Here is a 14984-nt window from a genome sequence, read left to right as displayed (position 1 = left end):
CCGGCACCCCGGCCGCGCGGGTTGACGTACATCGTCAACCCGGTGGCGCGACCGCCCGTGCGATCGGCGATGCTTGGGCCGGTGACCTTGAGGATCGATATCGGCGGCCTGCCGTCCGAACGGCTGCGGTTCGCCGCCTCCCCGCTGGCCGAGCTGACCGCGATGCTGCACGTGCTGACCGAGCCGGGGCACCATCCGCAGCTCGCCGGCCTGGCCGGGGAGGTACGGGCCGGGATGCCGGCGGAGCTTTCCGAGCGGCTGCGCGAGGCGGACTTCCTCTGGCGTTCCTCACAAGCCGACTTCCTGCTCCCTGCCCGCCCCCGGCCGACCCTCGCCCAGGAGCTGGACGACGTGGACCTGATCGACGACGAGAGGTACGTGACAGCGGCCCTCGTCACCACGTGCGGCAACAACCGGGTCCGCTTCGGGGCGCCTTCACCGCTGAACGACCGGACGGCGCGGGAGCGCGCCCTGGACCTGGCTCAGGCCCGCGGCGTACGGCAGGAGGCCTTCGCGGCACGGCTGCTCGCGGACCCGGCCACCGTACGGGCGAGCCTGCGCGACACCCTCGAACAGTGCGCCGAGGTCTTCTTCGACGCCGCCTGGGCGGACGTCGCGGTACGGCTCGCCACCGACCTGCGGGTGAAGAACGACCTGCTCAGGCGACAGGGCGTGGAAGCGGCGCTCGCGGCGGTCTCCGGCGCGGTCTCGCTGGCTCCGGACGGCGACTGCATCGTCCTGGACAAGCTGCCCGACAAGGCGACCTCCGCCCACGGCCGCGCGGTCACCTTCATACCCAGCGTCTTCGGCGGGCCGCACCTGGCGGTGGTGCACGCGCCCGGCTGGCAGCCGGTGGTGCAGTACCCGGTGGCGGAGCCGGAACCCCCGGAGCCGGTGTCGCTGGAGACGGTCTCCCTCCGGCTGGAGGCGCTCTCGCATCCGGTACGGCTGCGGCTGCTGCGCACCCTCGCCCGCGGCCCGCACACCACCCGCGAACTGGCCCACGCCTGGGAGCTCTCGCCGCCGGAGGTGTCCCGGCACCTCGCCGTCCTGCGCCGGGCCGGCCTGCTCACGGCCCGGCGGCGCGGTCGCTACGTCCGCTACACCCTCAGCCTGCCCGACCTGACGTCGCTGGGCGCCGATCTCCTGGCGGCCGTGCTGCGCTGAGCCGCAGCGGGGCGAGCGGGCGCCGGCGGTGGCGCGGAAGGCGTGGCGCAGGTCACGCGGCCCTGCCTGTCACAGCGGACGGGCCACCGGTGTCCTGTGTCCGGAAGCCGACAACCGAGAGAACGGGGAGCCCACCATGACCGAGAACACCGCAGTCGTCGTGATCGGCGGCGGATACGCGGGCGTCATGGCCGCCAACCGCCTGACGCAGCGCACCGGCGTGAGCGTGACGCTGGTCAACCCGCGTCCGGCCTTCGTCGAGCGGATCCGCCTGCACCAGCTGGCCGGCGGCTCCGACGACGCGGTCGTGCAGTACGCGGACGTACTGGGCCCGGACGTCCGCCTGCTGGTCGACAGCGTGACGGGCATCGACGCGGCCGCGCGCCGTCTGACACTGGCCTCCGGCGGCACGGCCGCCTACGACTACCTGGTCTACGCCGTGGGCAGCGGCAGCGCCGACCCGGGGGTGCCGGGGGCCGCGGAGTTCTCCTACCCGGTCAGCACCCTGGAGGAGGCGCGGCGGCTGCGGCCGGTCCTCACGGCGGCGCCCGCTACGGCGGCGGTGACGGTGGTCGGGGCGGGGCCGAGCGGAATCGAGACCGCCGCCGAACTGGCCGAGCAGGGACGGAAGGTGACCCTGGTCTGCGGCGGCGTACTGGGCCCGTACCTGTATGCCCGGGGCCGCCGCTCGGTCGCCCGGCGGCTGGCCGCGCTCGGCGTCGGCGTCGTCGAAGGGCCCGGCGGCAGGGTGACGGCCGTGACCCGCGACCGCATACGTCTGGCCGACGGCCGCGAACTGCCCAGCGACGTCACCGTCTGGACGGCCGGCTTCGGTGTGCCGGACCTGGCCGTACGCAGCGGGCTGAGCACCGACGCGGTGGGCCGGCTCCTCACGGACGAGACGCTGACCAGCGTGGACGACGACCGCATCGTCGCGGCCGGCGACTCGGCGGCCCCCTCGGACCTGCCCCTGCGGATGAGCTGCCAGGCCGCGATACCGCTGGGCGCGCGGGCGGCCGACACGGTGCTCAGCCGGATCGCGGGCGAGCGGCCCGCACCCCTGAACGCGGTGTTCGCGGGTCAGTGCATCAGCCTTGGGCGCCGCGCGGGAATCTTCCAGTTCGCCCGCCGGAACGATGTCGCCGTCCCGTTCCACGTCGCCGGCCGCCCCGGTGCGAAGCTGAAGGAGTTCGTCTGCCGGGGCATCGTCAAGCACCTGGCCGGCGAGGCGCGCGAGCCCGGCTCGTACCGCCTCCACCGCGTCTCGGGCGGGACCGGCCGCCAGGAGCTCCTCGCGGCCGGTCCCGCCCGATCCACCGGCACGGGCGCCCCGCGGCCGACGCAACCGGTCCGGTGACTGCCCGGTCCCGGGCTCGGGGCGGCGCGCCGCACACCCGTGGCGGGCCGATCGGGGCGCTCACCTTCCGGGCCGGGCCTCCCGGTCCGCCGTGAGCCGTTCCTCGGGCCCCGGTTTCTTCACGGTCACGGTGGAATAGCCCGTGTGCACGGCGCCCGCGCCGTCCTGCGGCAGCAACAGGACGGCCGGACGCGGGACGGCGGCGGGGTCGGCCAGCGAGGTCGCCAGCAGGCCGATTCCGCTTCCGATCAGCGCCACGGAAACCGCGGCCAGCACGACACCACGGATCCAGGAATACTCGGACACGACGTTTCTCCGTTTCTCCGTCCGATGCAGAGGCCTTCGGGTGGTCCCGTGAAGGCGTACGTCCAATACACCCGGCGCGCGGATCGCAGTCACGGCACGCAAAGACGTGGCTTGACGCTCGGATCCGGTCTCGTTACCCTGCCCGCCGCACCGGATCGGGGCCCCTCTCCCGGCCTCTGACACCTGCCGGAAGGCCGGAACCGTCAGCCTCGGGGCCGTCTCGCGCGGGCCGGCCGGGCCGGGCGGCCCGCCCGGCAGCCTTGCGTTGGTGCTCCCTGGCCCGCCGGATGATGCTTGTCAGTGGGGCCCCTGGCCGTGCAGGTCCCGTGGGACGGCAGCGACGGATCGAGCGAGGGCGAGATGAGCGGCGATGGAGCAACTTCCCACCTCCCCCGGTGAGCGCCCGCGGCGGACCGGTGCCGCCCGGGGGCCCGCGTACACGGCGGCGGCCGCCGTCGACGAGCAGGGCGTCGTCACCGAGTGGGGCGAAGGTGCCGCCCGGCTGCTCGGTTACGCGTCCGCCGAGGTGGTGGGGCGGTCCGCCGCGTTCCTGCTGGCCGATCCCGTCGGCGACGCGGCCCGCCGGATCCCGGCCGAGCAGGAGCGGTGGAGTGGCACGGTGGCCCTGCGGCACCGGGACGGCGGCCGCCTGGAACAGGGGCTGCTCGCGCACCGCCGGACCTCCACCGGCGGCGCCACCCAGTGGTACGTGGTCTCCGCGGTGGAGGGCCGGCGGGACGGTGACGGCTCCTCGTGGGGTGATCCGCTGCACGCGTGGTCGTTCTCCCAGTCCCCCTGCTTTCTGGCGGTCTTCGACGCCGACCTGCGACTGGTGCGGGCGAACGCGGGCATGGAGCGCACGCTGTCCCTCACGGAGTCCGAGATGGCCGGGCTGCGCCTGCCGGAGATCGCCCCGGACCCGGTGAGCGAGGAGACCGAGCGCAGGATGCGTCTGGCTCTGGAGACCGGGGAGCCGCAGCACATGGAGGCGTTCGTGCGCACCACGGGCGTCAGCGCGGAGCACGGCTGGGCGACCTCGGTGGCACCGCTGCGGGATCCGGGCGGCCGGGTGCGCGCCGTGTGCCTCGCCGCGCACGACCGGACCGGGGCCGAGGTCGAGACGCAGCAGATGTTCCTGCCGGACGCCGCCGGCGCGCGCATCGGGACCAGCGGGGACAGCACCCGCACCGCGCAGGAGCTCGCGGACGTGGCCGTGCCCCGGCTCGCCGACTTCGCGGTCGTCGACCTGCTCGATCCCCTGCCGCGGGGGGACGGCCAGACCTCCGGCCCGCAGCAGGGTCCGGTCACCGTGTGCCGTACGGCCGTGCGCTCGGCCGTCGAGGGGAGTTCCGAGGGGCGCGTGGCGGTCGGCGAGACGGCTGTCCACCCGCCGCTGTCGCCGCCCGCCCAATGCCTGGCCTCGGGCCGCGGGGCCGTCTACGCGACGACGGCCCCGGCGGTCGCCCAGTGGATGGCGCAGGACCCCGCGGCGGCCTGGCTCGGCGCGCACGGGGCCCACTCGGTGATGGTGGTGCCGATGCACGCCGGCGGCGTCGGCCTCGGCGTCGCCGTGTTCGGCCGCCGCCGCGGCCGGGGTCCTTTCCTGCCACAGGACCTGTCACTGGCCGAGGATCTCGCGGGCCGGGCGGCGGCGAGCATCCACACCGCCCACCGGTCCGCCCGGGAGCACACCAGCACCATGACGCTGCAGCGCAGCCTGCTCCCCCAGGCGCTGCCCGACCACCCGGCGCTGGAGACGGCCTCCCGCTATCTGCCGGCCGGTACCGAGGCGGGCGTGGGCGGCGACTGGTTCGACGTGATCCCGCTGTCCGGCGCCCGGGTGGCCCTCGTCGTGGGCGATGTCGTCGGCCACGGCATCCGTGCCTCCGCGACGATGGGCCGGTTGCGCACCGCGGTGCGCACGCTGGCCGACGTGGATCTGCCGCCGGACGAGTTGCTCACCCACCTCGACGACCTGATCATCCATCTGTCCGCGGACGAGGGCGGCCGGGAGGCCGTCGACGAGAGCGCCGGGGGCATCGGCACGACCTGCCTGTACGTGGTCTACGACCCGGTGACCCGGCACTGCACGCTGGCCCGGGCCGGGCACCCGCCGCCGGCGGTGGTCTCCCCGGAGGGTTCCGTGTACCTCCTCGACGTCCCGGCCGGTCCACCGCTGGGCCTGGGCGGCCTGCCCTTCGAGACACTGGACGTCGACCTTCCCGAAGGCAGCGTGCTGACCCTCTACACCGACGGGCTGCTCCAGCCCCGCGAGCGGGACCTCGACGAGGCACTGGACACCATGTTCGCCGCGCTCGCCCAGCCCGCCTCCACCCTGGACACGGTCTGCGACCGGGTTCTGACGGCCCTGCTGACACACCGCCCCGACGACGACGTGGCCCTGCTCGTCGCACGGACCCGGGCCCTGCACGCCGACAAGGTCGTGGTGTGGGACCTGGCCTCCGATCCCTCCGACGTCTCCCGGGCCCGTCGGCGGACCACCGACCAGCTGACCGCGTGGGGGCTGGAGGATGCCTCGTTCGTCACCGAGCTCCTGGTCAGCGAGCTGGTCACCAATGCCATCCGGTACGGCGAGCCGCCCATCCAGCTACGGCTGATCCACGAGAAGGACACGCTGATCTGCGAGGTCTCCGACGCGAGCAGCACCGCCCCGCACATGCGGCGGGCCCGCACCTTCGACGAGGGCGGGCGCGGTCTGCTGCTGGTGGCGCAGCTCGCCCAGCGCTGGGGCACCCGGCACGCGGCCGTCGGCAAGACGATCTGGGCCGAGCAGTCGCTCCTCGGTTTCTGAAGCTTCTGGGGCTTCCGGGGCTTCTGGGGGCCGTGGGTGACGGGCCCACCCGATCCCGATCCGCCGGACAGCCCTACTGCGGTCCATGCGGTCCGGGCGGGACGCGGAAGACGGGCAGCGCCCACTCCGGGGGGTCCGGAGGCGGCGCCGTCCGCTCCTGGCCGCGCCGGGGCCGCTGCTCGGTGCGGGGGCCGTGCTCGGTGGCGGCCCGCAGGGCCGCCACGAACTCCAGGCAGGAGCCGTACCGGTCCTCGGGAATCTTCGCCAGGGCCCTGGCGAAGACCTCGTCTGCGGCGGGTGCGATGTCGGGCCGCCGCTCGGTCAGGGGCGGCGGGGCGTCGTACTGGTGCGCCCACAGCAGGGCCGCGTCCTCCTCGCGGACGAAGGGCGGCCCGCCGGCCAGGGTCTCGTAGACGACGCAGGCCAGGCTGTAGAGGTCGCACCTGCCGTCCACCGGCCGGCCGGCGATCTGCTCGGGCGCCATGTAGTCGAGCGTGCCGACGAACTCCCCCGCCGTGGTGAACCCGCTCAGCGACAGGGACTTCTTCGTCAGGCCGAAGTCGGTGAGGTAGATGTGCTCCGGATGGTCCCGGTCGGGCCCCGCCGCGACCAGGATGTTGCCGGGTTTGACGTCCCGGTGCACCAGTTCGTGGTCGTGGGCGGCGTCCAGGGCGGACGCCACCTGGGCGGCGATCCGCAGGGCGGTCGGGACGGGCAGCGGACCCTCCCGGTCGAGCAGCCCCCGCAGGTCCAGGCCGGGCACGAAGCGCATGGCGATGTAGAGGACGCCGTCGGTCTCGCCGGCCTCGAAGATCGGCACGATGTGCGGGTGCTCGATCGACGCGGCCACCCTCGACTCGTGGGTGAAGCGGCGCCGGAAGGTGTCGTCCCGCGCCCGCTCCGGGGCGATCAGCTTGATCGCGACCGTGCGGTCCAGCCGCAGGTCCCTGGCGCAGTAGACGACGGCCATGCCACCCCGGCCGATCATGCGCTCGATCTTGTATCCGGCGATCTGCTGCCCGACCAGCCCGGAGGGCCGGCCGGTGTACTGGCTCAGGTCCGCGCCCATCAGGCGCCCCCTTCCTCAGCAGGAATTCTAGTCAGTGGTCCCACCGGACGCCCGGCGGGAAACCGAAGGCGCCTCGTTTACCACGCCATGGGTCATGACGGAAGGGCATGGACCACCACCATTCACGCGATGCCGGAGCGGCCGGTCGCTGGGTGGTGCGGGCGGGGAATATGCGGGTCCGGCGCCCATGCGCGGGTGGCGCGGATGGCGTTGAGTCGGGGGTGCCGATCGGCCGGCGCCAGTCCTACTCCAGCCGCGCGTCCCGCGCATTCGACCTTTCTAGGAGGTGAACCGGGTGAGCGTACTCAAGCCCCAGAACACGGAGGCCCGCAGGACGCAGCGCGGCCCGGGATACCTGAACTGACCCGACGGATCCGGGCGGGGGTGCTCCCCCGTACCCCGGCCCGGATCCTGTCGTTCCCACCGGCTGCTGCCGGTGGCGGCCCCTCGGACGATCACAGAGGCTGACAGCAGAGATGCGCAACGAACGATGGGTCGACCGCTCCCTCTTCACCTGGAGCGACACGCTGTTCTTCGACCCTCTCGACGTCTTCCACGAGCCGGACGCCGACCACTTCCTGTCCGGATTCGACGCGGCGACCCGGGCGCGCTTCGTCCGGCGCGGCAACCGGTGGAGCCACCGGCACGACCCGGCCCCGCCCGACCAGGGCTGGAAGATTCACATCTCGGCGGGCCGGCGGCAGGTGCGCGAGATCGCCGCATCGGTGATCGGGCATCTGACGGCCCTCGGCACCGACTTCGAGATCGCCCTCGACCCCACCGTCTTCGCGATGCGGGGCGGAGGCCCGCTCGCCACCGTCTACCCGCACGGCGTGGAGGAGTTCAGAAGCTGCTTGGCCGGCCTGGCCCGCCTCCTGGACGGGGTGGAGGGCCCGTCCGTCCCGTCGGACGTGCGCTACCGGGACAGCAAGGCGCTGTACCTGCGCTACGGCCCCTTCCACGCGCCCCGCACCGTCGATGTCCTCGGGCGCCGGCAGCCCCCCGCACCCGACCGGGCGTCCTGGCCGTTCGACGACTGGAAGCCGGCCGACGAGGACGCGGGGGACGGCCTGCTCGGGGGACGCTTCCGGCTGACCGACACGATCCGGTCCTCGCACGACGGCGGCGTCCACACCGCCGAGGACACCGCGGACGACGACCGGAAGGTACTGCTCAAGGAGGCCCGCGACGACGCCGTCGACCTCCTCGGCCGCGAGTGGATGTTCCTGAACCTGCTGGCCGGCGCGGGCTCCTTCCCTGCTCCCGTCGCCACGTTCCAGCACGGCGAACACCACTACATCGCGATGGAGTTCGTCGAAGGCACCGGCCTCGGCCCGCTGCTGCTCGCACGCAACCCGCTCACGCGGCCGGGCTCCGGCCCCGAGCAGTCACGAGCGTACCTGCGGATCTTCCTGACCGTCCTGCGCGGGCTTGCGCGCGCGGTCCGGGCGGCGCACGATCGCGGCGTGGTCCTCGGCGGCTTCACCGCCTCGGACGTCCTCGTCGACCCGGACAGCTACGAGGTGCGCGTCCTCGGCCTGGAGACCTGCCGGCTGCCCGGCGGCGGGACCGGGCCCGGCCATGATCCCGTCGGCACCCCCGGCAGTGGCCCCGCGACCGAGGCCGGGGACCGGTACGCGCTGGCCCGGGTCATGGCCGGGCTGATCCTGCCGATCACGGCCATGTCCGACCTGCGCGAGGACGTCCTGGACCTGTACCGGACCCTCGTCACGGAGGGCCTGGGCTGGCCGGAACGGGTGCACCGTTTGCTGGTGGACCTGGCCCGGGGTCGGATCGGCCTGGTCGGCCTGCTCGACGTGCTGGAGGACGAGGCGGGGCTGCCCGGCCGCGTCGGGCCGGCCGCGCCGCCGCGCCCGGCGGCCGGGGAACGGCCGGAGCCGGGCGGGGCGGAAGCCGCGGTGGCCGCGTTCATCCAGGCCGCCGCAGACTCCCGCCGGGACACCTTCTTCCCCGTGGACCCCTTCGCCCACGTCACGAACCCGCTCGGTCTCGGGTCCGGCGCGAGCGGCGTCCTGTGGGCGCTCCACGCCTCCGGCGTGCCCGTCCGGCCCGAATGGCGCGACCGGCTGCGTGCCGAGCTCGCGGAGATCGACCCGGCCCGATACCCGGACGGCCTCATGAACGGCCTGGCCGGCATCGCCTGGGCGGCCGACGCCCTCGGGCTCGCGGCACCGGCCCGGGAGCTGCTCGACCGGGCCAACCGGCGCGCGGTGGCGAAGCGCGACCACACGTTCCACCACGGCCTCGCCGGAGTGGGCATGACGAACCTGCACTTCTTCCTGCGCGGCCGCGACCCGCACGACCTCGCCGCGGCCCAGCGCTGCGCCCGTGCGCTGCACGACACCGCGCGGCGTGACGAGGACCAGGCCTACTGGCTGACCGGGGCCTGCGCCCGGGGGCCGCTGGCGGGGCTCGGGTCCGGGCAGGCGGGCGTCGCCATGTTCCTCCTGCGGATGCACCAGATCTCGGGCGAGGAGCACCACCTGGAACTGGGTCGGGAGGCGCTCGCCTGGGAGATGGCCCGCACCGCGGCGGGCGGCGGGGACGGGGGCACGGGACCGTCCGTCGAGGCGGGTTCGGCGGGCCTGGCGAAGGTGCTGCTGCGCTACGGGGACCTGGCCGCGGCCCGTGACGTCCTGCGGAGCCTGGACCTGCGGTGCTGGGCGCGGCCGGGGTACGCGACCGGGATGTGCGGGATCGCCGACACGCTGCTGGACGCGGCGGAGTTCACCGGCGACCCCGCGTACCGCGACACCGCGCTGCGGCAGCTCGACTTCGTCCGGCGGGTCTTCCTCTTCGAGCCCGCCGCGCGCTTCGGTCTGCGCGACGCGGACGGGCGTCCGCTGCTGGGGGTGCCCGGTGAGGGCCTGCAGCGCTGCTCCACCGACTACCTGACCGGCTCGGCCGGTGTGCTGCGGGTGCTCCACCGCGCCGGCTCCGGTGGCCCGGCGGACTTCCTGCTGGACGAGGTCGGCCCGCCGTGACGCGCACTACGTTGCCGACAGGACCCCGCCGGGGTCGCGGGCGGCGCTGGCGAAGGCCCGCCGGTTCGGGTGGCCGGTCTTGTGGAGGACGTTCGCCACGTGCTTCTCGACCGTCCGCAGGGAGATGTGCAGCCGGCCGGCGATGTCCTTGTTGCTGATCCGTTCGGCGACCAGCCGGGCCACCTCGAACTCGCGGACGGTGATGCCGGACCTGCGCAGGTCCGGTGGCACCTGCTCGGTGCCCGTGCGCCGTTGCCGGACCGACGCGCCCATCCCGCGCAGCAGGGCCCGGGCGGCGCCGGCCACCGGATGGAGGCCGGCGCCGTGGAAGTACTCCTCGGCCTCGCGCAGCCACTGGACCGGCGCGCCCCAGCCGTCCTCGTACGCCGACCGGGCCACCAGCCGCATGCCCAGGCAGCGGGCCATGGGGTACGGGGCGGCCGCCGCCAGTGCCTCGGCCGCGACGGCCGTGGCCCGCTCGCGGTGGCCTTCGCGGCCGAGCAGCACGGCGTGGGCGAGGCCCGCGAACTGGCGGTTCCAGCGGCTGCCGCCGGTGGCGGCCTCCGCGATCCCGGGGCAGTGCCGGCGGCCGATCCGTCCAGCCAGGACGCCGAGCAGCACGATGAGGCCGTGCCGGCCGAAGTCTCCGGCGGCCGGGTTCTCGGCGTCGTGGGCGAGCGCCTGTGCGAGCTCCGCCTCCGCGGCGTCGTGCCGCTCCTCCAGCAGTGAGCAGAAGGCCCGGGCCGTTCCGTACGACAGGGCGCGCAGGCCGGGCGCGGCGTCGAGGAGCGGCTCCAGGCGTTCCAGCGCCCCGTGCATCTCGGCGCGGCGTCCCTGGTGGGCGTACCGTACGGCGTCGGCGAGCCGGAGCATCGCCAGGGACCGGCCCAGTCCGGGCCCGGACGCCTCGGCCGCCGCTTCGATGATCCCGTCGCGAGCCTCGTCGAAGGCGCACCGCCGGATCCGCTCCAGGGCGAGCGCCGAGCCGGCCTCAAGGGCCAGCGGCAGCAGGCCCCGGCGGTGGGCTTCCCGGCCGGCCTGCTCCAGGCGGGTCGGCCGGTGGTCGTGGCCCGCCGCCGTGATCGCCAGCTGCACCTCGGCCTCGCTGCGCGGTACGGGGAGCCGGTGCGCGAGGGCGATCGCGCGGGCCCGCTCGAAGTGGGCCGTCGCCGCGGTCTCGTCCTCGTGCCGGGCCAGCTGTCCGAGCAGCAGCAGGGCTCCGCACACCACGTCGGGCCGGTCTGCGCCGCGGGCGGCGTCCACCGCCCGGCGGGCGAGCCGGGCCGCGGTGTGCAGCCGGTCGGGGTCGAGCCTGCCCAGCTCGGCGTGGGCGGCGGCGAGGTCGACGAAGGCGGTGTGGCCGTCCGCGGGATGGCCGGTGAGGAGCGAGCGGGCCGTGTCGAGGTGGCGGAGGGCCTCGGCGGGGCGGCCGGTGAGGGTGGCGATGGTGCCGAGCCGGGCGTGGATCCCGGCCCGCCGCGCGGCGGGGACGCCCTGCTCGACGGCGGGCGGGCGGGGTAACCGGTCGAGGTGGGCCGAGTGGGCGGCCGCGTCCAGCAGCAGCTCCAGCACCGTGGCGTGCAGCGCGGGGGCGGCGGCCGGTTCGAGGAGGGCGTGGGCCCTGGTGAGCAGTTCCAGGGCCCGCTCCAGTGGCCGCTGCTCCGCGGTCCGCTCCAGGGCGACCTCGTCCATCGCCCGCTGCGCCGCTTCGCCGTACAGGCGGGCGGCTTCGAGGTCATCGCCGGCGTGCTCGTGCAGCCGGGCGGCGTGAGCCCGCCAGGCTCCGGGAAGTCCCGGGTGCAGGTGGGCGAGGGCGCGGGCGGCGCGGCGCGCGTGCCGGGCGCGTTCGCCCGGCCCGAGACCGTCGAGGAGGGCCTCGGCCGCCAGCGGGGAGCGGAAGGCGTACCACCGGGTGCCCGGCCCGTCCGGCGTGATCAGGCACGCGGCGAGGGCGGCGCGCAGGACCTCGGACAGGGCGGTGTGGTCGACGCCCAGCGCGTGCTCCAGTACCGGCAGGGGGAAGCGAGGGCCGAACAGGGCTGCCGTGCCCAGGAACCGCGTGCCGAGCGGCCCGAGCGCTTCGGTACGGCGCCTGACGTCGTCGGCGACGGCGGCGGGTACGGACGGGGCCCGCTCACCGCGGTCGGCGGGGCGGGCGGCGTGGTCGTGCACGAGCTCCTTGACGACGAAGGGGATTCCGGCGCTGTCGGTCACCGCACGGTGGAGGAGGCCGGGACAGACCTCCACCGGTGCGACGCCCAGTTCGGCCGCGACGAGGAGGCGGACTTCGGGGCGGGTCAGCGGCTTCAGGTCGAGGATCTCCGCCGCTTCCCGCTGGCGTGCCCGCACGGCCAGCTCGGCGGCGGCGCGGGGGGTGCCGCCCGCGACGAGCAGGAGCACGGCCGGCTGCTGGCCGATGTTGTCGAGGAGGTATTCGACAACGGCCAGGGTCCCGGCGTCGGCGTCGTGCAGGTCGTCGAGGACGAGCAGGCAGCCCCGCTCCCGGCCGACGGCGGCGAGCAGCCGCAGCACCGTTTCGGCGACCGCGATATGCGAGACGGCCGCGTGCCCGCCGGTCCCGGTCTCCGGAGTGTCGCTCAGCAGGCGGGCCAGGACGGGGCAGTGGGCGCCCGGTTCCCCGGGATCGGGCAGCAGGCCGGCGCGTGCGAGCAGGAGCAGCGCCTCGACGAGCGGCCGGTAGGGGACGGGCGGGCCGACGGTACTGGCCCGCCCGCGCAGGGTGATCATGTCGGTCGCGGCGGCCGCGGCGAGGGCTTCGGTGGCCAGTCGGGTCTTGCCGACTCCGGGTTCGCCGGTGATGAAGAGGGCTCCGCCCCGCCCGGAGCGGGCGGCGGCCAGCGCGTCCGCGATCCGCGCGGTCTCGGCCGTGCGCCCGATCAGTCGCCCCCGCCCCCGGTGCGGGCCGCCGACAGGGCCCGTGGCGGTACGGTCTTCGGCAGGCCCTGCAGGCCGTGCCGGCCAGAGTGCGGTCACCGGCTCGTCCCCTTCCCGGCGGGCCGTCCGGGGCACCGCCGGTTCGACGGTACGGGGGTGCCGCTTGCCCCCTGTAGCCGTCCGTTTGGGGGGCTTGCGCCGGGGTCAGCCCCCCTCCAGGCTGTCCTCCCGTACCCGCAGGGCGAGGTCGAGCTTGGTGTAGGTGGGGCGGCCGGCCTGCTGGTACTTGGCCTTGACGCGGTCCAGGTAGTCCTTGGCCGTGTGGACGGTGATGCCCGCGCGGCGGGCGGCGGACTTCAGGGTCATGCCGGACGCGTAGTCGAGCAGGATCTGCCGCTCCCGGGGCGAGAGCCGCGGGCGGGCGGGGCTGTCGTCGTACGCACAGGCGAAGGCGAGTTCCATGGAAGGGGTGCCCCTGCCCTCCGCGAGGTCCCTCACGGCGGCCACCAGGGTCGGCAGGTCGTGGTCCTTGGTCAGGTACCCGTCGGCGCCGGCCCGGATCGCCTCGATGATCCGGGAGCGGTCCGGCACCGTGCTGATCATGAGGACGCGGCTGCCGGTGCGCAGCACCCTGCGGATGTTGTCGGCGGGGTCCGAGCCGTCCCGCAGGACGAGGTCGAGGAGGACGACGTCGGCCGGGGGTCCGGCCGCGCCGTCGGGGGCGTGGGGGCCGCCCGTGCCGTCCGGGCCGTCGGGGTGGTACGGATTCCGGTCCGCGAGGAGTTCGCCGACGGTGCCGGCGGTCGCGACGAGTCGCAGGTCCGGCACGTCGCCGAGCCAGGCCCGCAGTCCGTCGCGGAGCATCCGGTCGTCGTCGACGACCGCGACCGTGATCACCCCGGCCATCTGAGCTCCACGCGCACTCCCTCGCCGGGGGCGGTGTCCACGGTGGCACGGCCGCCCGCCTCGGTCATCCGGCCGTGGACGGAGCCGCGCAGGCCGAGGCCCGGCTCGCACCGGGCCGGGTCGAATCCGGGTCCCCGGTCGACGACGGTGACGACCGCTCCGCCCTTTCCGTCCGGGTCGCCGGTGGCGGTGAGGTACGCGTGGCCGGTTCCGGCGTGCCTGCGCACGTTGTTGAGGGCTTCCCGTACGGCGTGGCCCAGTGCGGCGGCGACCTCGGGCGGTACCTGCGGCAGGGCGTGGTACTGGGCGGTGACCCGCAGTCCGAGGCTCTCCACGGATCCGACCGCCTCCTCCAGGGCGGCGCCGATCTCCCGGTGCGGCGTCTCGTCGGCGGTCTGCTGGATCAGGCGGCGCAGGTAGGCGGCCTCGCGGGCGCACCGCTGCCGCACCTCTGGGGCGTTGGCGTCGACGGTACCGGCCGCCAGGGTGGTCAGGGTGGCGAGGACCGTGTCGTGCAGGGCCCGGTGGTGTTCGAGGCGTTCGGCGTAGCGGGCCCGGTGTGCTTCCGCGGTCAGCGCGCGGGCGTTGGCCTCGTCCACGAGGCGGCCCTGGCGGAGCAGGTACCAGCGGAAGGCGTACGTCATCACGGCAGAGGACACCAGCGAGTTGAGGTGGCCGACGACGACGGCGGGAGTCGCGCCCACGGCCTGGTAGCCGATGAAGTGGGTCACTACGAGGAGCCCCACCACGACGACGGCGTGGAGGCGGTCCAGGGCGATGGCCGCGGTGGCGCTCGCCGATCCGCCGAGCAGCATCGCCCAGGCGATGGTGGGGGGTTCGCGCACACCTCCCCAGGCGCACAGGGCCAGGGGCAGGACGCATCCGGTCACGATGACGTCGGCCCAGATGTGCCGCCGGTCGAACCGGCCGCGGCGCAGAGCGGTGCCGTAGGCGAGTGCGCTCAGGCCCAACGCCGCGGCGAGGCCGAGGTGTTGGAGGGGGAGGTGCCACGGGCGGTGGGCAACGGCCATGACCGCGACGGTGAGGTGGCTGGCCCGGTAGAGCAGGGTGGCCACGATCAGGAAGGACTGGGCCCGGTCCGTCCCCGACCTCACGGAGGTCGTTGCGCGCAGTGCTCGTATGCGGCGTATCTGTAAGGACCGCAACGCCAGGACCACTCCTCCCCAAGCCGTGGGCGGCGCGGTGTCCCGGGGGTGTGCCGTGGGGGACGGATGTGCCGCGAAGCCCGTAATTGCCAGTGACACCAGGCATTTTGCCCGAGCGGGTGCACACCAGGAAGGCGGGTCCCGGACGGCCGGCGGCCGACCGAGGCCGATTCGAACGCCACCGCCCGCCGCGGACGGCCGGGCAGCGCCGGGCAGCGCCGGGCAGCGCCGGGCCGGGCGGGAAGCCGCCGGACGGGACCGTCGAAGAGACCGTCCTGCCCCTCCCCTCCCCCGATTGACT

Annotated in this window: 9 protein-coding genes; 4 read left to right on the top strand and 5 right to left on the bottom strand. The window is 75.0% G+C overall.

Features of this window, described 5'->3' with window-relative positions; all coding sequences use genetic code 11:
• The first annotated feature begins 81 nt into the window (after positions 1 to 81).
• Complete coding sequence (locus tag AW27_RS29765) at positions 82 to 1167, top strand: helix-turn-helix domain-containing protein (RefSeq protein ID WP_037928919.1); 1086 nt, start codon at positions 82 to 84, stop codon at positions 1165 to 1167.
• A gap of 136 nt (positions 1168 to 1303) precedes the next feature.
• Entirely contained in the window at positions 1304 to 2524 is a 1221-nt protein-coding gene (locus AW27_RS29760; protein WP_037928921.1) for an NAD(P)/FAD-dependent oxidoreductase, read from the top strand.
• Between the two features lie 60 nt (positions 2525 to 2584).
• Here AW27_RS29760 and AW27_RS29755 read toward each other — a convergent pair whose 3' ends face one another.
• The gene (locus AW27_RS29755; protein ID WP_037928924.1) at positions 2585 to 2830 is read right to left on the bottom strand and encodes a hypothetical protein; all 246 of its coding nucleotides are present in this window, start codon (positions 2828 to 2830) and stop codon (positions 2585 to 2587) included.
• Between the two features lie 370 nt (positions 2831 to 3200).
• Between AW27_RS29755 and AW27_RS29750 the strand changes: the two genes are divergently transcribed.
• Positions 3201 to 5642: a SpoIIE family protein phosphatase gene (locus AW27_RS29750; protein ID WP_037928927.1), complete on the top strand. Its 2442-nt coding sequence runs from the start codon at positions 3201 to 3203 to the stop codon at positions 5640 to 5642.
• 73 nt (positions 5643 to 5715) lie between these two features.
• On the opposite strand, the gene AW27_RS29745 is transcribed toward AW27_RS29750, so the two are convergent.
• Positions 5716 to 6711, bottom strand: a complete 996-nt coding sequence (locus AW27_RS29745; RefSeq protein WP_037928928.1) for a serine/threonine-protein kinase — start codon at positions 6709 to 6711, stop codon at positions 5716 to 5718.
• Between the two features lie 476 nt (positions 6712 to 7187).
• Between AW27_RS29745 and AW27_RS29740 the strand changes: the two genes are divergently transcribed.
• On the top strand, positions 7188 to 9716 hold the full coding sequence (locus tag AW27_RS29740; protein ID WP_037928933.1) for a class III lanthionine synthetase LanKC N-terminal domain-containing protein: 2529 nt from the start codon (positions 7188 to 7190) through the stop codon (positions 9714 to 9716).
• Between the two features lie 6 nt (positions 9717 to 9722).
• Here AW27_RS29740 and AW27_RS29735 read toward each other — a convergent pair whose 3' ends face one another.
• The 3 genes from AW27_RS29735 to AW27_RS29725 form a co-directional block, all read right to left on the bottom strand.
• Positions 9723 to 12710: a helix-turn-helix transcriptional regulator gene (locus AW27_RS29735; RefSeq protein WP_052031301.1), complete on the bottom strand. Its 2988-nt coding sequence runs from the start codon at positions 12708 to 12710 to the stop codon at positions 9723 to 9725.
• A 105-nt stretch (positions 12711 to 12815) separates the two neighbouring features.
• Positions 12816 to 13517, bottom strand: a complete 702-nt coding sequence (locus AW27_RS29730) for a transcriptional regulator (protein WP_037928935.1) — start codon at positions 13515 to 13517, stop codon at positions 12816 to 12818.
• Positions 13505 to 14632: a sensor histidine kinase gene (locus tag AW27_RS29725; RefSeq protein WP_052031302.1), complete on the bottom strand. Its 1128-nt coding sequence runs from the start codon at positions 14630 to 14632 to the stop codon at positions 13505 to 13507. The genes AW27_RS29730 and AW27_RS29725 overlap by 13 nt, the downstream gene beginning before the upstream one ends.
• Positions 14633 to 14984: the final 352 nt, after the last annotated feature.

Origin of the sequence: Streptomyces sp. PCS3-D2 (genome assembly GCF_000612545.2) — a bacterium.
Taxonomy (GTDB): Bacteria; Actinomycetota; Actinomycetes; order Streptomycetales; family Streptomycetaceae; genus Streptomyces.
Note: the sequence above shows the minus strand (reverse complement) of the source record. Positions and strands in the feature narration are given on the sequence as shown.